Source organism: Streptomyces sp. NPDC101219, from assembly GCF_044767675.1.
Lineage (GTDB): Bacteria > Actinomycetota > Actinomycetes > Streptomycetales > Streptomycetaceae > Streptomyces.
The window spans coordinates 40534-65399 of the sequence record NZ_JBIWOK010000017.1 but is presented as its reverse complement, the minus strand read 5'-3'; the positions used below and the strand labels follow the sequence as shown (position 1 = coordinate 65399).

The following is a 24866-nucleotide window of genomic DNA, read 5'->3' as shown; positions in this document are numbered from 1 at the left end:
GCCGCTCGTTCCGATCACGCCGGGCTCAGACCAGGGGCCGCCCCATCATGACGTCGTCGACGTAGGCGCCGCCGACGAGGAACTCCTCCGGCTGGACGCCCTCGACGACGAAGCCCTCGGAGGCGTAGAGCGTGCGGGCCGGGGTGTTGTGGCCGAGGACGCGCAGGGTGATGCGGCGGGCGCCGCGGGCCCGGGCCTCGGCGACGGCGGCCCGCACCAGGGCCCGCCCGACGCCCAGGCCGCGGGCGTCCTCGGCGACGGCGAGGCCCGCGATCTGCCGGACGTGCGCGTTGGAGGCGAGGGGGGTGGGGAAGCCGAGCCTCACGTAGCCGACGACGCGGCCCCCGTACTCGGCGACGAGGTGGTCCCCCGGTCCGCTCCGCTCGGAGAAGAAGGGCGGGTGGGGCGGCTCGGGCCGGGGCGTGACGGCGTGCAGCGGGGACCAGGTGTCCCGGTCGAGCCGGGCGAGCGGCTCCTCGTCGTCGAGGCGGGCGGGACGTATGTGCGGCGCGGGCATGCCGGTCACTGTACGTGGGGGGCGCGCCGTGGCCGTCCCGGTTTTCCGGGAGCGCGGGACGGCAGGATGGGGGCATGGAACAGTCCCGAATCGCGGTGGCCGGCGCGTCCGGTCTCATCGGTGGTGCCCTGGTCCGGTCGCTGACGGCGGACGGGCACCGGGTGGTCCGTCTGGTCCGGGGGACGCCCCGGGGCCCGGACGAGGTCCGGTGGGACCCGGAAGGGGGATCGGTGGACGCGGCCGGGCTGGCCGGCTGCGACGCGGTGGTGAACCTGGCCGGGGCGGGGGTCGGCGACCGGCGCTGGACGCCGGCCTACAAGGAGCGGATCCGCTCCAGCCGGGTGAACGGCACCGCGGCGCTCGCGGCGGCCCTGGCCTCGCCGGCGGACGGTGAGCGGCCCCGGGTCTTCGTCAACGGCAGCGCGATCGGCTACTACGGGGAGACCGGTGACCGGGAGATCGACGAGAGCGCGCCGGCCGGCGAGGGGTTCCTGCCGTCGGTGTGCCGGGAGTGGGAGGGCGCCGCGGCACCGGCCGAAGAGGCGGGAGTGCGCACGGTGTTCACCCGGACCGGTCTGGTGGTGTCCCGCGACGGCGGGGCGTGGGGCCGCCTCTTCCCGCTGTTCCGGGCCGGGTTGGGCGGGCGGCTGGGCGACGGGCGGCAGTACTGGTCGTTCGTGGCGCTGCACGACGTGGTGGCCGCGCTGCGCCATCTGCTGGAGACCGACGGGCTGTCGGGCCCGTTCAACGTGACCGCGCCGCATCCGGCGACCAACGCGGAGATCACCCGGGTGATGGCCCGGGTGCTGCGCCGCCCGGCGGTCTTCGCGGTGCCCGCCCCGGTGCTGCGCACGGTGCTGGGCGAGATGTCGGGGGACGTGCTGGGCAGTGCCCGGGTGCTGCCGAAGCGGTTGCTCGAATCGGGCTTCCGGTTCGCCTTCCCGGACGTCGAGGGGGCGGTCCGGGCCGCGTTGTGAACGGGTGCGACCGGTCCGCGACCGGCCCGCGCCCCCTGCGGCCCCTTCCCGCACGGGTGTTGGCGGTATGCGACCGTCGTGCGCCCGTGCCCTGGCGATGCGCGACTGCCCCGGACCGATCACGGGCCTAACCTCGGACCGAACTCGGGTATCCCTGGGGCCTGTTGAGGGCATGACGTCTCCAGCGCCCGCGCAACCTCGAGGAGGGGCACGTGCTTGAGCCCACGGAGCAGGCGGACGTCGTCGTCGTGGGAGCCGGGATCGCCGGACTCGCCGCGGCACGCCGACTGACCAGCGCAGGAATCACCACCACGGTTCTGGAGACCGCCCATCAGGCGGGCGGCCGCATGGCGACCGAGAAGATCGACGGCTTCCGGCTCGACCGGACCGGGCAGTTGCTGTCCACGGCGTACCCCGAGCTACGGCTGAATCCGGCCCTGGACGGGCTCGTCCTGCACCCCTTCGCGCCCGGCGTCCTGCTGCACAGTGACGGACGTCACCACCGGGCCGGCGCACCCCCGGGCGCCGGGGGCGCAAGGGGCGCACTCCATGCGGTGCGCGCCCTGGCGAGCGCCCCCCATACCCGGGCCGCGCCGAGGCGGCCGGCCGCGGTGCCCGGACGTCAGGTCTCGGTGCCCCGCAGCCGCACCGGCGCCCCGCTGGGCACGGCCGTGGACCAGGCGCGGCTCGGGGCCGCGTTCACCCGGCTCGCCGGCACCCCCGTGGAACGTCTGCTGGCCCGGCCCGAACTGACGGCTGCCCAGGCGCTGGTGGCGCGGGGCCTGCCGGCCCGCACCATCGACGGCTTCCTGCGCCCCCTGCTGGCGGCCCTGCTGTGCGACCCGGACCTCACCACGTCGAGCCGGTGCGCCGACCTCGCCCTGCGGGCGTTCGCCCGGGGACGGCTCTGCCTGCCCGAGGGCGGCGCCGAGACGCTGCCGGAGCTGCTGCTGCGCGGTCTGCCGCCGGGCACCGTGCACACCGGGGTGCGGGTCACGTCCGTGTCGACCACCTCGGTGACCACCGCGGAACACGGCGAGTTCCGCTGCCGCGCGGTGCTCGTCGCGACCGACGCGCGCTCCGCCGCGGAGCTGCTGCCGGGGCTGCGGGTGCCGGACTTCCACCCGGTGACCGTGGTGCACCACGCGACCGACGAGCCGCCCGCGACCGGCACCGCGCTGCTCCTCGACGCCGACCGGGGCGGACCGGTCGCCCACACCGCCGTGGTCAGCCGGGTCGACCCGTCGCGGGCCCCGGCCGGCCGCGCGCTGGTCACGTCCACGGTGCTCGGCACGCCCCCGGCCCAGGTCGACACCGCCGTCCGCATGCACCTGAGCCGCCTGTACGGCACGTCCACCAACCGCTGGGAGACGCTCGCCGTGCACCACGCGCCGCACGCCGTCCCCGCCATGCGCGCCCCGCACGACCTGCGCCGGCCGGTACGGCTCCTGGCCGGCCTGTACGTGTGCGGCGACCACCGGGACACCAGCACGGTGCAGGGCGCCCTGTACTCGGGCCGACGCGCGGCCACCGCCCTGCTCAGCGACCTGGGCGTGGGCCGGCCGATGCACACGGCGGACCCGCTGCCCACGGCGCCGCGGGCGGCCTGACCCGGCGGACACCCGACCTCCGCGGGCCCGGAGCCGCGTCCCGGCTCCCGGCCCGCGGTCCAGCCGCGCACGGCCCGCGGCCGTCCACGGCGATGGACGGCTCCCGGGCGGCCCCCGGCCCCGAGGGCCGTCCGCCGGCACCCCGCGGGGCGCTATCCCAGGGCCGCCACCTTGTCCCGGTACGTGCGCACCGGACCCAAGTCACGCTACGGCTCCAGCCGGCGCTCAAAATCGCGCACGTACTCCACCACGCCCTCCCGGCTCCCGGCCCCCGGTTCAGCCGCACGGCACGCAGCCGACCACGTCACGGCACGACCCCGGGCGGCCCCCCGGCCCCAAGGGCCGCCCGCCGGCACCCCGCGGGGCGCTATCCCAGGGCCGCCACCTTGTCCCGGTACGTGCGCACCGGACCCAAGTCACGCTCCGGCTCCAGGCGCCGCTCGAAATCGCACACGTACCCCACCACGCCCTCCCGGCTCCCGGCCCCCGGTTCAGCCGCACGGCACGCAGCCGACCACGTCACGGCACGACCCCGGGCGGCCCCCCGACCCCAAGGGCCGCCCGCCGGCACCCCGCGGGGCGCTATCCCAGGGCCGCCACCTTGTCCCGGTAGGTGCGCACCGGGCCCGCGTCGCGGTACGGCTCCAGGCGGCGCTCGAAGTCGCGCACGTATTCCACGGCGCGCACCGAGCGCATCTCCGCCGCCTGGCCCGCCGCCTCCACCGCAAGCTGGCACGCCTGGTCGAGTTCGCCTAGGCCCAGGCGGGCGGTGGCCAGGACGACGCGGCAGAACAGCCGGCTGCGGGCGTAGGCCGGGGCGCGCAGGTGCAGGGAGCGTTCGGCGTGCTGGGCGGCGGCCCGGAACTGCTGGAGGTCGCGGTGGCAGTGGCCGAACTCGTCGGCGAGCTGCGCCTCGTCGAAGAACCGCGCCCAGTACGGCACCTCGTCGCCGGGACGGGCGCCCGCCAGGGCGCGTTCCGCGCGGACCAGCGCGGTGGTGCAGGCCCGCACCTCGCCGAGCACCCCGTGGCCGCGGGCCTCGGCCGCGTGCAGCATCGCCTGGACGACCGGCGGGACGGAACCGCCCGCGCCCTGCTGTGCGACCCGGGCGAGCTGCACCGCCTCGCGCCCGTGGCCGAGGTAGACGGCCTGGCGGCTCATGGTGACCAGGATGTAGGCGCCGTAGGCCCGGTCCCCGGCCGCCTGGGCGAGCCGCAGCGCCTGCACGAAGTAGCGCTGGGCGAGCCCGTGCGCGGCGATGTCGTACGAGGTCCAGCCGGCCAGCCGGGTCAGGTCGGCGGCGGCGGCGAACAGCCGGCGGCCGGTCTGCTCGCCGTAGGTGCCGCGCAGCATCGGCTCGCACTCGTGTTCCAGGTAGCGCACCAGGGCCTGGCGCGCGTGGCCGCCGCCGTAGGCGTCGTCGAGGGTGCGGAACAGTTCGCCGACCGAGCGCAGGGCGGCGATGTCGCCGCCGGTGACCCGCTGGCCCGGTCCGCGCTCGGCGGCGCCCCGGACCCGGCGGGCCCCGATCGCGCCGGGTCCGGGGGGCCGGACGGCGGGGCGGCCCTGGGCGGGGACGCGGACGGGCGGCTCGGCGCGGGCGACCTTCTCGTCGGGGCGGCCGATGAGCCAGTCCCGGCTGGGCACCACCAGGCCGGCGGAGGTGAAGGCGATCTTGCGCAGTTCGGCGTGGCTGCCGGAGTCCTTGCGCCAGAGCCCGCTGACGATGTCGACGGCCTCCTCGGGGGTGGCGGCGAACTCCAGGCCGGCGTAGACGGGCGCGCAGGCGTCCAGGCCGAGGTCCTGGGCGGTGAGGCGGCGGCCGAGGCGCCGGGTGAAGACCTCGGCGATCAGCGCGGGGGTGGTGCCCCGGGGCTGCTGTCCGCGCAGCCAGCGGGTGACGGACGTCTTGTCGTATCTGAGGTCCAGCCCGTGTTCGAGACCGAGCTGGTCCACGCGACGGGCGAGTCCCGCGTTGGAGAACCCAGCTTCTGCGATGAGCGCGGCGAGCTGGCGGTTGGGGGTGCGCTGCGCGGGTCGTTCCGTCATCTGCGGTGCGGTCTCCTGCCTTCCGGGCGAGCTGTGAGCCGGGCGCCTGTGAGCAGCCCAAATGGCCTCATGGTCGGCGCGAATGTAGCGGAGAGTAAGCGCGCGATCGCACATTCCGTCAGGCATTCATCCGATCGTGTGAGGATTGGCCCGAAGGCTGACGGACGTACAGTGGCGTGGGCACGTTGCGTGCCTTACGAGCTTTCCAGGGAGGCGCTTGCCGTGGGAGAGGTGCGGTTCGTCCGGATGGGCTTCGGGACCCAGGCCGTGGACTACCAGGTGGCCTGGGACGAACAGCGCCGGGTGCACGCGGCCCGGTTCGCCGACGAGGTGCCCGACACCGTGCTCCTGCTGGAGCACCCGCCGGTCTACACGGCGGGCCGGCGGACCGAGGAGAGCGAGCGCCCCCTCGACGGCACCCCCGTGATCGACGTGGACCGCGGCGGCAAGATCACCTGGCACGGCCCCGGCCAGCTGGTGGGGTACCCGATCCAGAAGCTGCCCCGCCCGGTGGACGTGGTCGCCCACGTGCGCCGCCTGGAGGAGGCCCTCATCCGCACCTGCGCCGACTTCGGCCTGGAGACCAGCCGGGTCGAGGGGCGCAGCGGCGTGTGGGTGCTGGGCGACCCGGTCGAGCGGCGGCCGGCGCTCGGCGGACTCTCCCTCGACTTCGATCCCCGGCTGCACGACGAGGAGTTCGACCCGCGGCTGAACGGCCCGGAGTACGCCCCGTCCAACGCCGGGCAGCGACGCGAGGACCGCAAGATCGCCGCCATCGGGATCCGGGTGGCCAAGGGCGTCACCATGCACGGTTTCGCGCTCAACGTGAACCCGGACAACGCCTGGTTCGACCGCATCATCCCGTGCGGCATCCGGGACGCCGGGGTGACCTCCCTTGCCAACGAGCTGGGGCGCGACGTCACTCTGGAAGAGGTGCTGCCGGTGGCCGAGCGGCATCTGAAGGACATTCTGGAGAACGCGGACCTCAAGCCGCGGGAGATCGAGACAACACCCGCGGCCTGACCGGCCCGGCCGAGGTGGCCGACACCGACGCCGGCCACCAAATCAACGGGCGTACCCTGGGGAACGCCGAAGAATCAAACGCTAGGGAGCCGATGTGTCCGCAGTCGCACCCGACGGACGCAAGATGCTGCGCCTGGAGGTCCGCAACAGCCAGACCCCCATCGAGCGCAAGCCCGAGTGGATCAAGACCCGGGCCAAAATGGGCCCCGAATACTCCAAGATGCAGAACCTCGTCAAGAGCGAGGGCCTGCACACGGTCTGCCAGGAAGCCGGCTGCCCGAACATCTACGAGTGCTGGGAGGACCGCGAGGCCACGTTCCTGATCGGCGGCGACCAGTGCACCCGGCGCTGCGACTTCTGCCAGATCGACACCGGCAAGCCGGAGGCGCTCGACCGTGACGAGCCCCGCCGGGTGGGCGAGTCCGTGGTCACCATGGATCTGAACTACGCCACCATCACCGGCGTCGCGCGCGACGACCTGGAGGACGGCGGCGCCTGGCTGTACGCGGAGACCGTGCGCCAGATCCACGCCCAGACGGCCGGACGCCAGGACGGCCGCACCAAGGTCGAGCTGCTGGCCCCCGACTTCAACGCGGTGCCCGAGCAGCTGGCGGAGGTCTTCTCCTCCCGGCCCGAGGTCTTCGCGCACAACGTGGAGACGGTGCCCCGGATCTTCAAGCGGATCCGCCCCGGCTTCCGCTACGAGCGCTCCCTCGACGTCCTCACCCAGGCCCGCGACGTCGGCCTGGTCACCAAGTCGAACCTGATCCTCGGCATGGGCGAGACCCGTGAGGAGGTCAGCGAGGCGCTGAAGCAGCTGCACGACGCCGGCTGCGAGCTGGTCACCATCACCCAGTACCTGCGGCCGTCGGTGCGTCACCACCCCGTGGAGCGCTGGGTGAAGCCGCACGAGTTCGTGGAGCTGAAGGAGGAGGCCGAGCAGATCGGCTTCTCCGGGGTCATGTCCGGCCCGCTGGTCCGCTCCTCGTACCGCGCGGGGCGGCTCTACCGGATGGCCGTCGAGAAGCGCGGCAGCTACGTGGCAGCCCAGGCGGTCTGACGGCGCTCGCACGCGCGGCGGCCGGCGGAGCGGGCGGGGGCCCGCTGCCCGGCTCCGGCCGCCCGCATGCGTGTGAAGTCGCGCACAAGTAATTACTGGCCAGTAATGGCCGAGAGCACGCGGTCCCGGCCGTCCTCGCAGATGAGGGCGTACGCCGGGGCCGCGTTCTCGTTCGCGGGCCCGGAACCGGCGCTTCATGGGTGTTTGACCGGCCGGTCACGCCCTGGTAACACCAAGCAGTGACCCTGGAATCACAGCACGTACATCCGTCACCGGAACCGTACCGAGAGGGACCCCCGTCATGCAGGCCGCGCCCGTCCGCGCCACCGCCATCCCGTCCTTCACCACCGCCCTGCGGGCCGTCGAGTCGCTGCTCATGAGCAGCGGCCAGCGCACCGCCCGCCGCAACGCCTGGACCTCCGTCCTGGAGGACCGCCGCCGTGCCAAGGACCGGGTCGAGACCGAGCGCGTCCTCGAGCGGTCCCTGCCCGTCCGCCGCTGAACCGCCCCCGCGCGGGCCGGGCCGGGCACTGCCGTCGTTCGCGCTTCCGGGGGCACGTAGACTTCGGGGCATGGCGAGGAAGGAAACCGCAGCGGACGCTGCGAACCCCGGGCGACTGAAGCAGATCGCTCTGACCTACAAGATGACCCGCAGGGCCGACAAGAAGATCGGTCTTGTACTCGCGGCTGTCGGAATCGTCACCTTCGGTGTCTTCCTCGCGATCGGTTTCTTGATCGGGCACCCCATCTATCTCGGCATCCTGGGCTTCCTGCTCGCCTTCCTCGCGACGGCGATCGTGTTCGGGCGCCGGGCCGAGCGGGCGGCGTTCGGACAGATGGAGGGCCAGCCGGGTGCCGCGGCGGCCGTGCTGGACAACATCGGCCGGGGCTGGACCACCACCCCGGCGGTGGCGATGAACCGCAACCAGGACGTGGTGCACCGCGCGGTCGGCAAGGCCGGCATCGTGCTGATCGCGGAGGGCAACCCGAACCGGGTGAAGACCCTGCTGGCCGCGGAGAAGAAGCGGATGAACCGCATCGTCGCCGACGTCCCGGTGCACGACCTGATCGTGGGCAACGGCGAGGGCCAGGTCCCGCTGAAGAAGCTGCGCACGACCATGCTGAAGCTCCCCCGGGTGCTCACCGGCCCCCAGGTCACCGCGACCAACGACCGGCTGCGCGCGCTCGGCGACCTGATGAACAACATGCCGCTGCCGAAGGGCCCGATGCCCAAGGGCATGAAGCTGCCGAAGGGCGGCCCGCGACAGCGCTGACCTCCTGCCGTAGCCGTATACGACGCGCTGAGGGGCGCCCGGAGTGATCCGGGCGCCCCTCGTCGCGTCGTCGCTCACGGCTCCCGCCGGTTCCCCGGGGGGACGGGACAACCGTCAGATCCGCACCTCGACCGTGCCGGCCAGCCGGTCGTGCAGACCCCGGCCGTCGCGGTCCCAGATCAGCGCGGGCAGCGCCAGGCAGAGCAGCAGGCTGCGCAGCAGCGCACGCGCGGGCTGGACCCCGCCGGTGCTGAGGGCGACCACCCGCAGACCGAAGAGCCGCTTGCCGGGCGTGCAGCCGATCGTGCCCACGGTGAGCACGCTCATCACGAAGAAGATGAGCAGCGCCCAGTTGGACGACGTCTGTCCGTAGCTGCCGGTGATCAGCTGGGATGCAATCAGGGCGCACATCGCCCAGTCCACCGCCAGCGCGCCGAGCCTGCGGCCCGGGCGGGCGATCGAGCCCGGCCCGTCCTCCGGCAGCCCGAGCTGCTCGCCCCGGTACCCGAAGTCGGCACCGGCGTCCTCCATGGCCGCACGGGGGCCGGAGAGCCATGATCCGATTGCTTGCCTGTTGTCCACCCGTCCACGGTACTGCGCCCGCATATGACCGGAGGAGGGCGGGGTGCGTCCGGGGTTTCGCCGACGATGTCGCGGTTAACGTGTGCGAAACAAATGGGTCACGCCCGAGAAATCACCCGTCCCTAGTGTCGAGCACAGCGTGTGCCACCCGCACTGGCCGCACGAACGATCTACCACCCCGGCGGGACGGTCGGGAGTAGGAGGAGCTGGATGTTCCAGAACGCCGACGAGGCCAAGAAGTTCATCGCGGACGAGGACGTCAAGTTCATCGACGTCCGGTTCTGCGACCTCCCGGGTGTGATGCAGCACGTCACGGTCCCCGCCGACGCGTTCGACCCGGACGAGGAACTGGCCTTCGACGGATCCTCGATCCGAGGGTTCCAGGCCATCCACGAGTCCGACATGTCGCTGCGCGCCGACCTCTCCACGGCCCGGGTCGACCCGTTCCGCCGCGACAAGACGCTGAACATCAACTTCTTCATCCACGACCCGATCACGGGCGAGCAGTACTCCCGCGACCCGCGCAACGTGGCCAAGAAGGCCGAGGCCTACCTGGCCTCCACCGGCATCGCCGACACCGCGTTCTTCGGCCCCGAGGCCGAGTTCTACGTCTTCGACAGCGTGCGCTTCAAGACGTCCGAGAACGAGTCCTTCTACCACATCGACTCCGAGGCGGGCGCCTGGAACACCGGCGCCCTGGAGGACAACCGCGGTTACAAGGTCCGCTACAAGGGCGGCTACTTCCCCGTCCCGCCGGTCGACCACTTCGCCGACCTGCGCGCCGAGATCTCCCTGGAGCTGGCCAAGGCCGGACTGAAGGTCGAGCGCCAGCACCACGAGGTGGGCACCGCCGGCCAGGCCGAGATCAACTACAAGTTCAACACCCTGCTCGCCGCCGCCGACGACCTGCAGCTCTTCAAGTACATCGTGAAGAACGTCGCCTGGCGCAACGGCAAGACCGCCACCTTCATGCCCAAGCCGATCTTCGGTGACAACGGCTCCGGCATGCACGTCCACCAGTCCCTGTGGGCGGGCGGCGAGCCGCTCTTCTACGACGAGCAGGGCTACGCCGGCCTCTCCGACACCGCCCGCTACTACATCGGCGGCATCCTCCGGCACGCCCCGTCGCTGCTGGCGTTCACCAACCCGACGGTGAACTCGTACCACCGTCTGGTGCCGGGCTTCGAGGCCCCGGTCAACCTGGTGTACTCGCAGCGCAACCGCTCCGCCGCGATGCGCATCCCGATCACCGGTTCCAACCCGAAGGCCAAGCGCGTCGAGTTCCGCGCCCCGGACGCCTCCGGCAACCCGTACCTGGCGTTCTCCGCGCTGCTGCTGGCGGGCCTGGACGGCATCAAGAACAAGATCGAGCCGGCCGAGCCGATCGACAAGGACCTCTACGAGCTGGCCCCCGAGGAGCACGCCAACGTGGCGCAGGTCCCGACCTCCCTCGGCGCCGTGCTGGACCACCTCGAGGCCGACCACGAGTTCCTCCTCCAGGGCGACGTCTTCACGTCCGACCTGATCGAGACCTGGATCGACCTCAAGCGCACCAGCGAGATCGCCCCGCTCCAGCTCCGCCCGCACCCGCACGAGTTCGAGCTGTACTTCGACGTGTGATCGTTCCCTGACCTCGGTCAGGGACGAACGGCGAGGGCCGCTCCCCCATGCTGGGGAGCGGCCCTCGCCGTTGTTCCGGGGGCTGTGTCGTGCATCACATCCGACCCGTGTCACATCCGGGCCGCCTGCTCCCATCTGGTGGGCGTCAGCAAGCGAGCCGAGGAGGACGGAACGATGGACGCACAGCAGGAGACCGGCACGGCGACCGCGCACCGCGTGGTGATCCTGGGGGCGGGATACGCGGGCATGGCCGCGGCCGTCCAGCTCGCGGCCCGGGTGAAGCGGCGCGAGGACGTCCAGGTGACCCTGGTGAACGCGCAGGATCGGTTCACCGAGCGTATGCGCCTGCACATGGCGGCGACCGGGCAGCAGCTCGCCGAGCTGAGCATCCCTCAGCTGCTGGAGGGGACGGGCGCGCGGTTCGTGCGCGGCTGGGTGACGGCGGTGGACGCGGACGCTCGGACCGTGCGGATCGACGACGACCGGGTGCTGCCCTACGACACGCTGGTGTACGGGCTGGGCGGCGTCGCCGACACCTCGGCGGTCCCGGGGGCCGAGGACCACGCGTACACCCTGAGCAGCGCCCAGGACGCCGAGCTGCTGGCCGACCGGCTGGCGCGGCTCGGCAGCGGCACGGTGGTGGTCGCCGGCAGCGGACTGACCGGCGTCGAGTCGGCCGCGGAGATCGCCGAGAGGTACCCGGAGTGGAACGTGGTGCTGCTGGGCAGGCAGGAGCCCGGTGCGGCCCTGACCCCGAAGGCCAAGGCGTATCTGCACGCCGCGCTCGGCCGGCTGGGCGTCCGGGTACGCGCCGGCGTCGAGGTGGTGAAGGTGCTGCCCGACGCGGTGGAACTGGCAGGCGGGGAGAGCATCGCGGCCGACGCGGTCCTGTGGACGAGCGGCACGCGGGTGACGCCGCTGGCGGCCGCCGCCGGGCTGGCCGTCGACGGGCACGGACGCGTCATCACCGACGCCGCGCTGCGGTCGGTGTCCCACCCCGAGGTGTACGCGATCGGCGACGCGGCCGCGATCCGCCAGGGCTACGGCGTCATGCACGGCACCTGTCAGGGCGGCATGCCGACCGGGGTGCACGCCGCGCTGTCGATCGACCGGGTGCTCAGGGGCAGGCAGCCCAAGCCGTTCCGCTTCGGCTACTACCACACGCCGGTGAGCCTGGGACGCGGTGATGCCGTGGTGCAGTTCACCCGGCCCGATGACAGCCCGCGCCGGATCTGCCTGACCGGCCGCCTGGCCGTCCGGTACAAGGAGACGGTGACCGCCTCGCCCTGGCCGACCTACGGCCGTATGAAGAAGATGCCCGCCTCGGGCGCGTTCTGGCCCCGCGGGGGCCGCTTCACCCGCATCCGGGGGGCCAAGTGACCGACCTGCCCGGCCACCCCGGCCTCGACCCCGACCAGGAGGTCTTCCACGAGCACCGGCGGCTGCTGTTCTCCGTGGCCTACCGCCTCCTCGGCAGCGCGGCCGATGCCGAGGACGCGGTCCAGGACGCCTGGATCAAGTGGTCTGCCGCGGGCCGCTCGCAGGTGGCCGACCCCAAGGCGTACCTGACCCGGATCGTCTCGAACCTGGCGCTGGAACGGCTGCGCTCCACCCGGCACAAGCGGGAGACGTACGTGGGGCCGTGGCTGCCGGAGCCCGTCCTCACCGGAGGGGATGCCTCCGAGGTCGTCACGGACGCCGAGTCGGTGTCGATGGCCATGCTGGTGGTGCTGGAGACGCTGAGCCCGCTGGAGCGCGCGGTGTTCGTGCTGAAGGAGGTCTTCGACTTCACCTACGCCGAGATCGCCGAGGCGGTGGAGCGTTCCGAGGCCGCGGTGCGGCAGGCCGCGCACCGGGCCCGCGAGCACGTACGGGCCCGGCGGCCGCGCTTCGCCGCCGACCGGTCGCGGCAGCGCGAGGTCACCGAGCGGTTCTTCGCCGCCGCGACCGGCGGTGACGTCAACGCCCTGATGGAGCTGCTCTCCCCGGACGTCACCCTGTGGACCGACGGCGGCGGCAAGGTCCGGCAGGCCCTGCGCCCGGTGGTGGGCGCGGCCACGGTGGCCGCCTGGTTCGCGGCCATCGGCACCGTCACCTACCAGGGCGTCGAGCCTGCCGACATGCGCGCCGAACTCGTCGGGATCAACGGTGGGCCGGGCATCGTGTTCAGCGGGCCGGGACACGTGATCGCCACCGTCACCTTCGACTTCGACGCCGACGGCCGTATCACCGCCATCCACAACGTGACCAACCCGGACAAACTCCAGGCCGTCGCCGACGGCACCGCTCACGACCTCGGAACGCAGTGAGCGTCGTCACCGTATGCCGCCACCGGGCGCGAGCAGGCTGATGAGCGCGGCGATGGCCCCGGAGGACGGCCTGAAGAAGCGACGGACGTTCTCCGGCTTCTGCCGTCGCTGAGGGCCGGCCCGGTCGGCGGTGGCGGACGCAGCGGGCGGGAGCCGGGGGGCCTTGGTTCAGGCGGCCGCTACCCGTGCAGCGTCGCCTCGCCCGTCACGCACACGGCGGTCTCCTCGCCGGGGCCCACCGGGAGGGGGCCCGTGATGCGGACGTCGACCGGGGTGTCGAGGCCGGGGACGGCGACGGTCACCCGGGCGTCGTGTCCGTAGAAGCAGACGTCGGTGACGGTGCCGCGGACCGCGCCCTCGGTGCCGGCGTCGGTCAGGCGGAGCTGTTCGGGGCGCAGGATCACCGTGCCGGTGCGGCGGCCTTCGGGGGGCTCGGCGAGGGTCACCGTGCCGATGGGGGTGGTGGCGGTGGAGGTGCCGGTGCGGACGGTGCCGGGGAGGAGTACGGCGTCGCCGACGAAGCCGGCGACCCAGGGGTCGGCCGGGTGCCGGTAGACCTCCTGCGGGGTGTCGCACTGGGCGACGCGGCCCTGCCGGACGACGGCGACGAGGTCCGCGGTGGAGAGGGCCTCCTGCTGGTCGTGGGTGACCAGCAGGGCCGTGGCCCCGGTGGCCCGCAGTGCGGTCCGTACGTCGGCGCGGACTCCGGCGCGCAGGGCGCTGTCGAGGGCGTTGAAGGGTTCGTCGAGCAGGACGAGGGCGGGGCGGGGGGCGAGGGCCCTGGCGAGGGCGACGCGTTGCTGCTGGCCGCCGGAGAGTTCGTGCGGCATGCGGGTGCCGTAGCCGGCCAGGCCGACGAGGTCGAGCATCTCCTCCGTGCGGCGGCGGCGCTCGGTGCGGGCGGTGCCGGTCAGGCCGAAGGCGACGTTGCGGGCCACGCTGAGGTGGGGGAAGAGGGCACCCTCCTGGGGCACGATGCCGATGCGGCGGCCCTCGGGCGGGACCTGGGCGCCGGGGCCCGTCAGGGTGCGGCCGCCGACGGCGACGGTGCCCGCGTCGGCGCGCAGGAACCCGGCGACGATGCGCAGCAGGGTGGTCTTGCCGCAGCCGGAGGGGCCGAGCAGGGCGGCCAGGGCGCCGGCCGGGACCGTGAGGTCCACTCCCCGCAGGACGGGGGCCTCGGGGCCGTAGGACTTGGTGAGTCCCTCGATGCGGAGGTCGTTGGCGTGGTCGGTCATGTGCGGTGCCTGCCCAGGAGGTAGGAGGGGACGGCGGCGAGCAGGATGAGGGCCGCGGCGTAGGGGGCCGCGGCGGCGAAGGAGCCGGCGCCGGTCTCGGTCCACAGCCGGGTGGCCAGGGTGTCCATGCCGGTGGGGCGCAGCAGGAGCGTCGCGGGCAGTTCCTTCATGCAGACAACGAACGTGAGGGCGGCGCCGGCCGCGACGCCGGGTGCGGCCAGCGGCACGGTCACCTCGCGCAGCACCCGCAGCGGCGAGCGGCCCAGGGAGCGGGCGACGTCCTCCAGGACGGGCGGTGCCTGCAGGACGGCGGCGCGGGTGGCACCCACCACGAGCGGCAGGAAGAGGACGGCGTACGCGCAGAGCAGCAGCGGGAGCTGCTGGTAGAGCGGGTAGACGTAGCGCACCGCGAAGAAGACCAGGGAGAGGGCGACGGTGATGCCGGGCAGCGCGTGTCCGGCGTAGGCGGCCTGCTCCAGCAGCCGGACCCCGCGTCCCCGGTGGCGTGCGGCGAGCACCCCGACGGGCAGCGCCAGCAGAGTGGTGAGCGCGGCTCCGGCGGCGGCGACACCGAGCGTGGCCCACGCGGTGCGGGCGAGGGCGCCGGGGTCCCAGGTCGCGGAGGTGCCGACGGCCAGCCAGTAGCCGAGGGTGGCGAGCGGGAAGACGACGGCGGCGGCCGTCACCGTCGCGCACCAGGCGAGGGCGGGGGCCCGCCAGCGGCCCAGCGGGAGCCGTACGGCCGGCCGGGCGGTGCCGGCACCGGTCCTGGCGTGGCCGGCGCGGCCCCGCGTGCGGGTCTCGGCGGCGACCAGTGCCACCGTCATCACCACCAGAACGACGCTGAGTGCGGCGGCCGGGGTGCGGTCGAAGGAGGCGCTGTAGGAGGTGTGGATGGCCCGGGTGAACGTGTCGTACCGCAGCAGGGAGACCGCGCCGAAGTCGGAGAGCACGTACAGCGCGACCAGCAGCCCGCCGCCCGCCGCGGCCGGCCGGAGCTGGGGAAGCGTGACGCGCAGGAAGGTGCGCAGGGGGCCGTGGGCGAGGGAGCGGGCGGCCTCCTCCTGGGCCGGGTCGATGCCGCGCAGGGCGGCGGCGACCGGCAGGTGGACGTAGGGGAAGCAGACGAGGGTGAGGGCGAGCGCGGCGCCGGTGAAGCCCGCGATCTCCGGCACGGCGGCCAGCCAGACGAAGGCGGCGACGTAGCTGGGCACGGCGAGCGGCAGGGTGGCCAGCACCGACCAGGCGCGCGCGCCGGGCAGGTCGGTGCGCACGGTGAGCCAGGCCAGGGAGACGCCGAGCACGAGGCAGGCCGCCACCACGACGGCCGTCAGGCCGAGGCTGCGGCCGAGGAGGTGGAGGGTGCGTTCGGCGGCGACGACGTCCCAGGCGTACCCGGGTCCGCGTTCGAGGGCGCGGACGGCGAGGTAGCCGAGCGGCAGCAGGGCGAACGCGGCGGCGACGCCGGCGGGGACGAGCAGGACGAGCGGCGGTCTGCGACCGGACGGCCGGGCACCGCGAACCCCGCGGGCCCCGCCGGCGCGCTCGCGCCCGGCGGAGCCGAGGGCTCCGGCCGGGCGCGGGGTGACGTCGGGTGTGCGCACGGGGGGTCAGACCAGTCCGACGTCCTGGAGCATGGCCAGCGTCTCCTGGAGCGACTCCAGCTTGCCCAGGTCGATGTCCGGGGCCTGAAGGGAGTCCAGCGGCGGCAGGTCCTGGACCGAGCTGGTGACCCCGGCGGCCAACGGGTACTCCTTGGTGGTGTCGGCGAAGTAGGTCTGCGCCTCCTTGGACAGCAGGTGGTCGACGGCCTTGCGGGCGCTCTCCGTCTGACCGCTGTCCTGGAGCATGCCGACACCGGCCACGTTGATCAGTGCGCCGGGGTCCCCGCCGGGCAGGAAGCGGAGCTTGCTGCCCACCTTGTCCGCGCCCTTCTCGGCGACCTGCTCGTACCAGTAGTAGTGGTTGATCAGCCCGAGGGAGACGTCGCCGGACTCGACGGCGTCGAGGGTGGCCAGGTTGTTGGCGTAGGTCTTGCCGTTGGCCTTCAGGCCCTTGAGCCACTCGCGGGTGGTGTCCTCGCCCTCCAGCACGCGCATGCCGGTGACGAACGCCTGGAAGGAGGCGTTGGTGGGCGCGAAGCCGACCTTGCCCTTCCACTCCGGCTTCACCACGTCGTGGATGCTGTCCGGGACCTTGTCCTCGCCGACCTGGTCGGGGTTGTAGGCGATGACGCGCACGCGTCCGGACACTCCCACCCAGTCGCCCGCGCTGCCGCGGTGGGCCGGGTCCACCTTGTCGAGGCTGGACTGCGGCAGCTTCGCCAGCCTGCCCTCCTTGGACAGGGCGCCGAGCGCGCCCGCGTCCTGCGAGAAGAACAGCCCGGCCTTGGTGCGGTCGCCCTCCTCCAGGATCTGCGCGGCCAGTTCGGCGCTGTCGCCGTAGCGCACCTCGACCTCGGCGCCGATGGCCTTCTCCAGCTCGTCGAGGATCGGCTTGACCAGCTTCTCGTTGCGCCCGGAGTAGATGACGAGGGTGGAGTCGCCGCCCTCGGCCGAGGCGGCCTTGCTGTCGTCGGCACCGCAGGCGGCCAGGGCGGGGACGAGCAGGCCCGCCACCACGAGGGTGGTGATCCGGCCGGCGAGGGGGCGTGGCATGGGGTGCCTTCCTGCATGGCTCGCCCCGGTGCGTCGCGGGTCGCGTCGTCGTCGGCAAGCGGCGTGCATGGCTTTCGCCAGGAAAAACGTCGTTATTAGTAAGGTAAACCTTGCCTAAATTGTCAAGGCGGCAGGTCTCCTTGCGAACGCCGCCCGGCGAAAGGTTGCGCATCCGTGATCTCGCGGCCCGCGCCGCTCGTCGTCCGGAACACTTTCCTCTGGGCGGGCGACGCGGGATCATTGGGTCTGACACTGTTGTTCGAGAGAGGTCACGGGGATGTCCGAGAAGGACGAAGAGGAGCGGGAGTTCGACATCAGGTGGGCGGACGACGCCCCGCACAAGGAGCCCTCGGCCCGTGCGCGGATGCTCGCCGCCCGCTGGAAGGACAACCCTCCGGGCCCTGTCCCCTTCCGCGGCGAACCGGAGCACCGCGGCTCGGCCGGCCGGTCCTCCTGGGTGTCGACGGTCGTGGTCCTCGGCTGCGTCGTCGGGGTGATCCTGCTGCTCGGGTACCTCAACTTCCAGCCGTACTGAGACTCCGGCACTCCGGCACTCCGGCGACAGCCGGTCGCCGCCCCGGCCCCGGGGAACGGGGCGACCCCGGGGCGGGCGCGCTGCCCAGGACGATCCGGCCCCCGGGGCGGGTGCCCCGGGGGCCGGGAGGGCGGGCTCGCCGGACGCCGGGCGACGACTGGGTCAGCGGTTGTAGCGCATGAAGGCGCGGACCATGTGGCACGTGGTGTCGGACGGCGGGTGCACACCGATCAGCTCCGCGGCGCTGCGGATCGTCTCGTTGCGTGCCTGGTCGGGCAGGTAGACGCCGGAGTCGAGCAGGGCGATGGCGAGGCGCATCGCCTTCAGCCGGCGGTTGTGCGTGACGTACCAGTGGCGGGGACGGCCGGGCGGCAGCGGGCGCTTCTCCACCGGCGCGCAGGGCAGCTCCAGCAGGACGGGACGCTTCGCGGTGGACTGGGTGGGCAGGGGCTTCGGTTTCAGGGCGGCAGCGGGCACAGGCATCCTCCTGTCGCGGTCGGGGCACCCTCCGGGGTCCACGGCGACCCCGGCGATTCCCTCGAACACTGGTTCCAGTGTACTGCCCGGCACTGACATTCCGAGGCCCGGAGAGCCGGTCAAACCAGCAGGTCAGTAAGGGAATTGGCGCCCTGTCACGGCAGGTTCGCAAGGGGCGCGGGAGGCGGCCCGAATTCGAACAGAGGGGTTCGGCGGTCCGGCGGTGATCCGGGGCGGGGCGGGCGTACGGTGGGGGCATGGAGATCTGGATCAATCCGGCCTGTTCCAAGTGCCGCAGCGCCATCAGCCTGCTCGACGCCGAGGGGGCCGAGTACACGGTTCGGCGTTACCTCGAGGACGTACCGAGCGAGGACGAGATCCGCGAGGTGCTCGGGCGGCTCGGTCTGGAACCGTGGGACATCACGCGCACCCAGGAGAGTGCCGCCAAGGAGCTCGGGCTCAAGGAGTGGCCGCGGGACGCCGGTGCGCGGGACCGGTGGATCACGGCGCTCGCGGAGCACCCCAAGCTGATCCAGCGGCCCATCATCACGGCGGACGACGGCACCGCGGTGGTCGGCCGCAGCGAGGAGGCGGTGCGGGACGCGCTGTCCCGGTAGCGCGGTCCGCCCCAACGCGGGTGTGACGCAGGTTACTTCACGGACTTGGGCCGACCGCTGAGTAACTCCGTTCGGTATCTCGTACATAGCGGCGTACGCTCCCCCACCTCTCTTCAGGAGGCGCGCATGTCGCGTAGGAGAACTCTCGGTCCCAAGAAGAAGCTGGCGCTGTTGCTGAGCGCGGCGACGGTGGCGGGAGGCGGCGCCTTCGTCATGGCGACGACGTCGAACGCCGCCCAGACGCCGACCGTCAAGTCGGCCGCGGACTCGACCGTGTGTCAGGGTCTGGCCACCGCGCTCGGCAACAACCAGAAGTTCATCGAGGGCCAGCGGGCCGCCCCCGACGCCCAGTCGGAGGCCCGGATCGCCAACCGTGAGGCGGTCATCGAGGAGATCAAGCGCAAGCAGGAGGCGTCCGGGTGCGCGGTGGGGGAGTCGGCTCAGGACTCCCAGGCCGGCCAGCCCGCGGCGCCGTCCCAGCCCGCGCAGGACGAGCAGGCGGGTGGCGGCGGCGACGCCGCGCAGAACCCGGGCGGCGACGGTGCGGCGGCCGCCGGCGAGCAGGTGTGCAACGGTTCGACGGTCACCCTCTCCGGTGAGGCAGGCGCCCCGGCCGCGTCCAGCAACCAGTTCCCGGCCGGCACCAAGCTGAAGGTCACCAACCTGGACAACAACAAGTCCACGACGGTGGAGGTCACTTCGGTCTCCGGAAGCTGCGTGCTGCTCAACGACGCCGCCTTCGAGCAGGTCCGGGAGCCCGGCAAGTTCCTGATCCGCCGGGCCGTGATCGAGAAGGTGGGGTGACGCCCGGGCCGTCAGGAATTCCCCGGCGGTGGTCCTCTTCGGGGGCGAGGCGTGATTCGGCCACGCCTCGGCTCAGGACCACCGTCCCGGGGGGGGCCCCCCCCCCCCCCCCCGGGGGGGGCCCCCCCCCCCCGGGCCGGGCGCGCCGGGGCCCTCGCCCGTCACGGGGCGGACGCCGCGCCCGACGGGCCGCACCATATGCGGCGCGGGGGCGGGCACACGCGGTGCCCACGGCGCTCGGCGGTCGACGCTCGGTGATCGGCGCTCGGCGGTCGGCGCTCGGTGATCGGCGCTCGGCGGTCGACGCTCGGTGATCGGCGCTCGGCGCTCGGCGCTCGGTGATCGGCGCTCGGTGATCGGCGCTCGGTGATCGGCGCTCGGCGGTAACAGCGGTAACACGGCATTCACATGCGGGCAATGGACGGGAAATCGCTCGTTGTCAGGCTTCGGAGCATCAGCGTGGCGCCCCCGGGCGCGGCGCGGCAGCACCCGCACAAGCGCCCAGACCACCCCGAAGGATGTGGACCGTGAGCTTCAAGGCCGAGTACATCTGGATCGACGGCACCATGCCGACCGCCAAGCTGCGTTCCAAGACGAAGATCCTGGGCGACGGCGACAAGGGCGCAGACCTGCCGGTCTGGGGCTTCGACGGGTCGTCCACCAACCAGGCCGAGGGCCACGCCTCGGACCGCGTCCTGAAGCCGGTGTTCGTCTGTCCGGACCCGATCCGCGGCGGCGACGACGTCCTGGTGCTGTGCGAGGTGCTGCACACCGACATGACGCCGCACGAGTCCAACACCCGGGCCGCCCTGGCCGAGGTGGCCGAGCGGTTCGCCGCGCAGGAGCCGGTCTTCGGCATCGAGCAGGAGTACACCTTCTTCCAGGACGGCCACCCGCTCGGCTTCCCCAAGGGCGGCTTCCCCGCCCCGCAGGGCGGCTACTACTGCGGTGTCGGCTCCGACGAGATCTTCGGCCGGGACGTCGTCGAGGCGCACCTGGACAACTGCCTGAAGGCGGGGCTCGGCATCAGCGGCATCAACGCCGAGGTCATGCCCGGTCAGTGGGAGTTCCAGGTCGGCCCGCTGGCCCCGCTGGAGGTCGCCGACCAGCTCTGGGTGGCCCGCTGGCTGCTGTACCGCACCGCCGAGGACTTCGGCGTCGCCGCCACCCTGGACCCCAAGCCGGTCAAGGGCGACTGGAACGGCGCGGGCGCCCACACCAACTTCTCCACCAAGGCCATGCGCGAGGGCTACGAAGCCATCGTCACGGCCTGCGAGTCGCTGGGCGAGGGTTCCAAGCCGCTGGACCACGTCAAGAACTACGGCTCCGGCATCGACGACCGCCTCACCGGGCTGCACGAGACGGCCCCGTGGGACCAGTACTCCTACGGTGTGTCCGACCGCGGCGCCTCGGTGCGCATCCCGTGGCAGGTCGAGAAGGACGGCAAGGGCTACATCGAGGACCGCCGGCCCAACGCCAACGTCGACCCGTACGTGGTGACGCGGCTGCTGGTCGACACCTGCTGCACCGCGCTGGAGAAGGCCGGCCAGGTCTGATCCGTGCCGTCCGCCGTCCGTGAGGGGGCGTCCGCCGTACCGGCGGGCGTCCCCTCGCGGCGTCGCGGGCCGGGCGGGTGTCCGAGCTGTGGGAACGGGCTCCTGCGGGCGGGCCGGGTCTGCTTCAATGGGGGCATGGCCAGCCACCGGAAGTCCGTCGCGACGGGTCGCCACGACCTCGAGCCCTTCTGGCCCTCCCGGCAGCACCACGACTTCGACCGGGTGTGTTGTCGCGCGTCGCACGCGCCGGCCCGGTAGAGCACACACCACCCCGGTCTCCCGGCGCGAACCGCGTACGTCCTCGACGGTCCGCCGCTCATCGCGCGGCCGTCGTCCCTCCCGACGCACGTCGCACTCCTCGCGCGAAAGAGCTGATCCCTCATGGCGACCTCCCGTTCCCTGCCCTCCGTCACCGCCTCCCGCTCCGTCTCCCCCGCCACGCGCACCGCCGCGGCGCCGACCGCCCGCCCCCGGCACCGGCTGCGCGCCGTCGACCGGGACGAGGTGGTCACCGTGGCGGACCTGCTGCCGCCGGGGGCCACCTGGCTGCCCGCGCCGCAGCACACCCTGCCCGTCCTGCCCGGGCAGCCGCCGATGGTCGGCTACCTGGTGCTGGTCCCCGCCGACCAGCAGCCGCCGTTCCCGGTGCCCGTGCCGGGCGGGGCGGACCCGACGGACCGGGAGGGTGCCGACGGCGCGGACGGCGCCGTTCCCGGCGGGGGCAGCGACCTGATCCGCATCGACGCCGCCCGGCGCACCGCCTCCGTGGACGGCCGGGAACTCGACCTCACCTACCTGGAGTTCGAGCTGCTCGCCCATCTCGTCGGCCACCCCCACCGGGTGCACACCCGCGACCAGCTGGTCGGCACGGTGTGGGGCTACGGCCACGTGGGCGACGGCCGCACCGTCGACGTCCACGTCGCCCGGCTGCGCCGCAAGCTGGGGCCGGAGCACCGCGCCACCATCCGCACGGTGCGCCGCGTGGGCTACCAGTACGTGCCGCCGGCCGGACACTGACCCCGGGCACGCCGAAGGCCCCGCGAGGCGCCCGCCGTCTGCCGTCGCCGTCTGCCGTCTGCTGTCGGCAGAGTGCCGTTCGTCCCGGCCGCCCGGCCGGGCAGAGTCACCGGCATGAGACTTCTGATGCTGGGCGGTACGGAGTTCGTCGGGCGGAGCGTGGTGAAGGCAGCCCTCGGCCGCGGCTGGGAGGTGACCGTCCTCAACCGGGGGCGGCAGGAGGCGCCGCCGGGCGTGCGGTCCCTGCGAGGCGACCGCACCGCCCCGGACGGGCTCGCCGCACTGGAGGAGGCGCCCGGTGACTGGGACGTCGTCGTCGACACCTGGTCCACCGCGCCGCGGGCCGTGCGGGACACGGCACGACTGCTGCGCGACCGCGCGGCCCGGTACGTGTACGTGTCGAGCTGCTCGGTGTACGCGTGGGCGCCGCCCGCCGGGTACACCGAGCGGGCCCCGGTGGTGGACGGCGCCCGTGCCGACGCGGACCGCACCGACTACGCGCGCGACAAGCGGGGCGGGGAGCTGGCCGCCGTGGACGCCTTCGGCGCGGACCGGTCGGTGCTGGTGCGGGCCGAGCTGATTCTCGGGCCGTACGAGAACGTGGGGCGGCTGCCGTGGTGGCTGACCCGCATGGCGCGCGGCGGCCCGGTCCTCGCCCCGGGCCCGCGGGAGTTGCCGTTGCAGTACGTCGACGCCCGCGATCTGGCCGCCTGGATCCTCGGGGCCGCCGAGCAAGGGCTGAGCGGGCCGTACAACCTGTCGTCCCCGCAGGGCCACGCGACGACGGAGCAGCTGCTGCGGGCCTGTGCCGGGGTGACCGGCGGGGCGGCCGAACTGCGCTGGACCGACCCGGAGGTGATCCTCGCGGCGGGCATCGAGCCGTGGACCGGGCTGCCGGTGTGGGTGCCGCCGCGCAGCGAGGGGTACGACGCCCTCCACGGGGCGGACGTGTCCCGGGCCGTCGCCGACACCTGGCGGTGGCTGCGGGGCCTCGGCGGCACGGTCCCCCGGCACCCGGAGCGGACCTACGCCTGGCTGGACCCGGAGGTGGAGGCGAAGGTGCTCGCACGGACCGGCCGGGCGTAGGCGCCCGGCCGCACGCCGGGAGGCACATCCTCCGCGAACCGGGACGGGTCTCCCGGACAGCGACAACCGGCGTGCGGGGGCCGTTGTCCCGTTATTCACCCGTGGGGTCCGCCATCACCGGCCGTGGACGGTGATGCCGGCCCCTGTCCCCCACTCCGGGTGGATGATTCACAACTCCCGGTATTACAGGGGCCGTTGAAACCCCTGGTCCGTACGAAGTTGTCGACGATTTCCGGGACGGGTGAACACCCCCGAGGCGGCTCCCGTATTCAAGGGCGCCGCTTCACTCCTGTCGGGCGCCTCGATGCCCCGCAATGGGATGCCCCGCAAGGAAGTCAGAGGAGTTCCATGGGACGCAACACAAGAAAACGCCGTACGCCGCTGGCCACCAAGGCCATAGCCGCATCGGCGGCCCTAGCGCTCGGTGGGGGCGGGCTGATCTGGGCGAACTTCTACGCTTCGGCGCACGAGAAGGCGCCGGACAACCGGACGAAACGGAACGTGTCGCAGGTCGTCACGATCTACTGTCCGGACGTGGGCCAGCAGCTGCGCAACGTGCCGGACCGGGCGCGTGGCGAGGTCGACGGCGAACTGGCCTCGATGGACCAGCAGATCACCGACGCCTACCAGCGCCTGGTCACCACGCGCCGCGCGCAGGCCGGGGACGCGAACTTCGTCCAGAACTCCATTCTGGGTCCGCTCAAGGACCGGCGGAAGGTGCTGCTCGACCGCATCAAGCTGCAGATCAACCGGGCCGGCGGCAAGGCTCCCGGCGACCTGGACCGGCTGGCCGGGTGCACCGGCCGCCCGGCCGGCGGCCAGAACGGCGGAGACCAGAACGGCGGAGGCCAGAACGACGGCCAGAACGGCGGCGGTCAGAACGACGGCGGCCAGAACGGCGGTCAGCCGGACGACAACGGCAACGGTGTCGCCGGGCCGGTCGCGGACGACTTCATCAAGATCGAGGACGTCCAGCCCAACTCCCGCAACCTGCCGAACGGGCTGCCCGCCAACGGCGACAGCGGCTCCACCGGCACGTTCACCACGGACTGCGGGACCAACGAGAACAACCTGTTCAACAGCGACAACCTGATCGCGGCCCCGGGTGTCGACAACGGCGCGCACCACGTGCACGACTACGTCGGCAACCAGGACAACGACGCCTTCTCCAGCGACCAGGACCTCGCCAACGCGGACACCTCCTGCCAGAACCAGGGCGACAAGTCGACCTACTACTGGCCGGTGCTGCGTCTCCAGGACGGCACCGAGGAGTTCGACGCCAACGACCAGGGCGGCGGCGCCGAGGGCAACATCGGCAAGATCCTCAAGCCGGCTCAGGCGGAGCTGAAGTTCGTCGGCAACAAGCAGGGCGACGTCGTCGCGATGCCGAAGTTCCTGCGCATCATCACCGGTGACGCCAAGTCCTTCGTCAACGGCACCGCGAACGCCAACACCTCCTGGAGCTGCACCGGCTTCGAGGACCGGCAGTCGACGGACAAGTACCCGCTGTGCCCCGAGGGCAGCCAGGTGGTCCGGACGTCCAACTTCCAGAGCTGCTGGGACGGCCAGAACATCGACAGCGCCAACCACCGGGACCACATGGCCTTCGTCCAGGCCGACGGCAGCTGCCCGAACGGCTTCCAGGCCATTCCGCAGCTCCAGGTCAAGCTGGTGTACGACATCCCCACCCCGACCATCGAGAACGGTCAGGTGCAGAACCCGTACGCCGTGGACAGCTTCCCGGAGCAGCTGCACAAGCCCATCACCGACCACAACGACTTCATCAACGTCATGGACGAGCAGCTGATGAACGAGGTGGTGGAGTGCATCAACACCGGTAGGGACTGCACGTAGCACG

General features: G+C 72.9%; 23 protein-coding genes. 16 read left to right on the top strand and 7 right to left on the bottom strand.

Going from position 1 to position 24866, the window contains the following annotated elements:
* Positions 1–25 precede the first annotated feature (25 nt).
* Complete coding sequence (locus tag ACIRPP_RS27480; RefSeq protein WP_403648093.1) at positions 26–517, bottom strand: GNAT family N-acetyltransferase; 492 nt, start codon at positions 515–517, stop codon at positions 26–28.
* Between the two features lie 74 nt (positions 518–591).
* Here ACIRPP_RS27480 and ACIRPP_RS27475 point away from each other — a divergent pair, with 74 nt between their 5' ends.
* Positions 592–1494, top strand: a complete 903-nt coding sequence (locus ACIRPP_RS27475; protein ID WP_403648090.1) for a TIGR01777 family oxidoreductase — start codon at positions 592–594, stop codon at positions 1492–1494.
* Positions 1495–1706: 212 nt separating this feature from the next.
* A complete protein-coding gene (locus ACIRPP_RS27470) occupies positions 1707–3104 on the top strand; it encodes an NAD(P)/FAD-dependent oxidoreductase (protein WP_403648087.1) in 1398 nt (465 codons plus the stop codon).
* Positions 3105–3686: 582 nt separating this feature from the next.
* Here the strand turns inward: ACIRPP_RS27470 and ACIRPP_RS27465 are convergent.
* Complete coding sequence (locus ACIRPP_RS27465; RefSeq protein ID WP_403648084.1) at positions 3687–5153, bottom strand: regulator; 1467 nt, start codon at positions 5151–5153, stop codon at positions 3687–3689.
* A gap of 222 nt (positions 5154–5375) precedes the next feature.
* Between ACIRPP_RS27465 and lipB the strand changes: the two genes are divergently transcribed.
* The 4 genes from lipB (at position 5376) to ACIRPP_RS27445 (ending at position 8510) form a co-directional block, all read left to right on the top strand.
* Entirely contained in the window at positions 5376–6176 is an 801-nt protein-coding gene (gene lipB, locus ACIRPP_RS27460; RefSeq protein ID WP_403648081.1) for a lipoyl(octanoyl) transferase LipB, read from the top strand.
* A 94-nt stretch (positions 6177–6270) separates the two neighbouring features.
* Positions 6271–7236, top strand: coding sequence for a lipoyl synthase (gene lipA / locus ACIRPP_RS27455; RefSeq protein WP_403648078.1), 966 nt, complete (start codon positions 6271–6273; stop codon positions 7234–7236).
* Between the two features lie 301 nt (positions 7237–7537).
* The gene (locus tag ACIRPP_RS27450; protein WP_403648075.1) at positions 7538–7738 is read left to right on the top strand and encodes a hypothetical protein; all 201 of its coding nucleotides are present in this window, start codon (positions 7538–7540) and stop codon (positions 7736–7738) included.
* A gap of 70 nt (positions 7739–7808) precedes the next feature.
* Positions 7809–8510, top strand: coding sequence for a DUF4191 domain-containing protein (locus ACIRPP_RS27445; RefSeq protein ID WP_205077219.1), 702 nt, complete (start codon positions 7809–7811; stop codon positions 8508–8510).
* A gap of 114 nt (positions 8511–8624) precedes the next feature.
* Here ACIRPP_RS27445 and ACIRPP_RS27440 read toward each other — a convergent pair whose 3' ends face one another.
* Positions 8625–9092: an RDD family protein gene (locus ACIRPP_RS27440; RefSeq protein ID WP_403648071.1), complete on the bottom strand. Its 468-nt coding sequence runs from the start codon at positions 9090–9092 to the stop codon at positions 8625–8627.
* 210 nt (positions 9093–9302) lie between these two features.
* Between ACIRPP_RS27440 and glnA the strand changes: the two genes are divergently transcribed.
* The 3 genes from glnA (at position 9303) to ACIRPP_RS27425 (ending at position 13021) form a co-directional block, all read left to right on the top strand.
* The gene (gene glnA, locus ACIRPP_RS27435; RefSeq protein ID WP_164334883.1) at positions 9303–10712 is read left to right on the top strand and encodes a type I glutamate--ammonia ligase; all 1410 of its coding nucleotides are present in this window, start codon (positions 9303–9305) and stop codon (positions 10710–10712) included.
* A 174-nt stretch (positions 10713–10886) separates the two neighbouring features.
* Entirely contained in the window at positions 10887–12092 is a 1206-nt protein-coding gene (locus tag ACIRPP_RS27430) for an NAD(P)/FAD-dependent oxidoreductase (protein ID WP_403648068.1), read from the top strand.
* A complete protein-coding gene (locus ACIRPP_RS27425; RefSeq protein WP_403648065.1) occupies positions 12089–13021 on the top strand; it encodes an RNA polymerase sigma-70 factor in 933 nt (310 codons plus the stop codon). The genes ACIRPP_RS27430 and ACIRPP_RS27425 overlap by 4 nt, the downstream gene beginning before the upstream one ends.
* 179 nt (positions 13022–13200) lie before the next feature.
* On the opposite strand, the gene ACIRPP_RS27420 is transcribed toward ACIRPP_RS27425, so the two are convergent.
* From ACIRPP_RS27420 to ACIRPP_RS27410, 3 genes are read right to left on the bottom strand one after another with little or no spacing between them, the layout of a single operon-like run.
* Entirely contained in the window at positions 13201–14259 is a 1059-nt protein-coding gene (locus ACIRPP_RS27420; protein WP_403648062.1) for an ABC transporter ATP-binding protein, read from the bottom strand.
* Entirely contained in the window at positions 14256–15863 is a 1608-nt protein-coding gene (locus ACIRPP_RS27415; protein ID WP_403648059.1) for an ABC transporter permease, read from the bottom strand. The genes ACIRPP_RS27420 and ACIRPP_RS27415 overlap by 4 nt, the downstream gene beginning before the upstream one ends.
* Before the next feature lie 6 nt (positions 15864–15869).
* Complete coding sequence (locus tag ACIRPP_RS27410) at positions 15870–16916, bottom strand: iron ABC transporter substrate-binding protein (protein WP_403648056.1); 1047 nt, start codon at positions 16914–16916, stop codon at positions 15870–15872.
* A gap of 277 nt (positions 16917–17193) precedes the next feature.
* Between ACIRPP_RS27410 and ACIRPP_RS27405 the strand changes: the two genes are divergently transcribed.
* A complete protein-coding gene (locus tag ACIRPP_RS27405) occupies positions 17194–17451 on the top strand; it encodes a hypothetical protein (protein ID WP_164342531.1) in 258 nt (85 codons plus the stop codon).
* 162 nt (positions 17452–17613) lie between these two features.
* Here ACIRPP_RS27405 and ACIRPP_RS27400 read toward each other — a convergent pair whose 3' ends face one another.
* Positions 17614–17928, bottom strand: coding sequence for a hypothetical protein (locus ACIRPP_RS27400; RefSeq protein ID WP_164338161.1), 315 nt, complete (start codon positions 17926–17928; stop codon positions 17614–17616).
* A 257-nt stretch (positions 17929–18185) separates the two neighbouring features.
* Here ACIRPP_RS27400 and ACIRPP_RS27395 point away from each other — a divergent pair, with 257 nt between their 5' ends.
* The 6 genes from ACIRPP_RS27395 (at position 18186) to ACIRPP_RS27370 (ending at position 24862) form a co-directional block, all read left to right on the top strand.
* Positions 18186–18545, top strand: a complete 360-nt coding sequence (locus tag ACIRPP_RS27395) for an arsenate reductase family protein (RefSeq protein ID WP_403648052.1) — start codon at positions 18186–18188, stop codon at positions 18543–18545.
* A 126-nt stretch (positions 18546–18671) separates the two neighbouring features.
* Complete coding sequence (locus ACIRPP_RS27390) at positions 18672–19349, top strand: hypothetical protein (protein WP_164342535.1); 678 nt, start codon at positions 18672–18674, stop codon at positions 19347–19349.
* A gap of 527 nt (positions 19350–19876) precedes the next feature.
* Positions 19877–20905: a glutamine synthetase gene (gene glnII / locus ACIRPP_RS27385; protein WP_403648049.1), complete on the top strand. Its 1029-nt coding sequence runs from the start codon at positions 19877–19879 to the stop codon at positions 20903–20905.
* Between the two features lie 381 nt (positions 20906–21286).
* Positions 21287–21922 carry a winged helix-turn-helix domain-containing protein gene (locus tag ACIRPP_RS27380; protein ID WP_403648046.1) on the top strand — a complete coding sequence of 212 codons (636 nt, stop codon included), beginning with the start codon at positions 21287–21289 and terminating at the stop codon, positions 21920–21922.
* A 114-nt stretch (positions 21923–22036) separates the two neighbouring features.
* Entirely contained in the window at positions 22037–23008 is a 972-nt protein-coding gene (locus tag ACIRPP_RS27375) for an NAD-dependent epimerase/dehydratase family protein (protein ID WP_403648043.1), read from the top strand.
* 348 nt (positions 23009–23356) lie between these two features.
* A complete protein-coding gene (locus tag ACIRPP_RS27370) occupies positions 23357–24862 on the top strand; it encodes a DUF1996 domain-containing protein (RefSeq protein WP_403648040.1) in 1506 nt (501 codons plus the stop codon).
* The last annotated feature ends 4 nt before the right edge of the window (positions 24863–24866 follow it).

Coding starts and splice junctions, on each gene's coding strand:
- ACIRPP_RS27480 (WP_403648093.1), bottom strand. CDS start 517: ATGCCCGCGCCGCACATACGTCCCGCCCGCCTCGACGACGAGGAGCCG.
- ACIRPP_RS27475 (WP_403648090.1), top strand. CDS start 592: ATGGAACAGTCCCGAATCGCGGTGGCCGGCGCGTCCGGTCTCATCGGT.
- ACIRPP_RS27465 (WP_403648084.1), bottom strand. CDS start 5,153: ATGACGGAACGACCCGCGCAGCGCACCCCCAACCGCCAGCTCGCCGCG.
- ACIRPP_RS27450 (WP_403648075.1), top strand. CDS start 7,538: ATGCAGGCCGCGCCCGTCCGCGCCACCGCCATCCCGTCCTTCACCACC.
- ACIRPP_RS27445 (WP_205077219.1), top strand. CDS start 7,809: ATGGCGAGGAAGGAAACCGCAGCGGACGCTGCGAACCCCGGGCGACTG.
- glnA (WP_164334883.1), top strand. CDS start 9,303: ATGTTCCAGAACGCCGACGAGGCCAAGAAGTTCATCGCGGACGAGGAC.
- ACIRPP_RS27430 (WP_403648068.1), top strand. CDS start 10,887: ATGGACGCACAGCAGGAGACCGGCACGGCGACCGCGCACCGCGTGGTG.
- ACIRPP_RS27420 (WP_403648062.1), bottom strand. CDS start 14,259: ATGACCGACCACGCCAACGACCTCCGCATCGAGGGACTCACCAAGTCC.
- ACIRPP_RS27410 (WP_403648056.1), bottom strand. CDS start 16,916: ATGCCACGCCCCCTCGCCGGCCGGATCACCACCCTCGTGGTGGCGGGC.
- ACIRPP_RS27405 (WP_164342531.1), top strand. CDS start 17,194: ATGTCCGAGAAGGACGAAGAGGAGCGGGAGTTCGACATCAGGTGGGCG.
- ACIRPP_RS27395 (WP_403648052.1), top strand. CDS start 18,186: ATGGAGATCTGGATCAATCCGGCCTGTTCCAAGTGCCGCAGCGCCATC.
- ACIRPP_RS27390 (WP_164342535.1), top strand. CDS start 18,672: ATGTCGCGTAGGAGAACTCTCGGTCCCAAGAAGAAGCTGGCGCTGTTG.
- ACIRPP_RS27380 (WP_403648046.1), top strand. CDS start 21,287: ATGGCGACCTCCCGTTCCCTGCCCTCCGTCACCGCCTCCCGCTCCGTC.
- ACIRPP_RS27375 (WP_403648043.1), top strand. CDS start 22,037: ATGAGACTTCTGATGCTGGGCGGTACGGAGTTCGTCGGGCGGAGCGTG.
- ACIRPP_RS27370 (WP_403648040.1), top strand. CDS start 23,357: ATGGGACGCAACACAAGAAAACGCCGTACGCCGCTGGCCACCAAGGCC.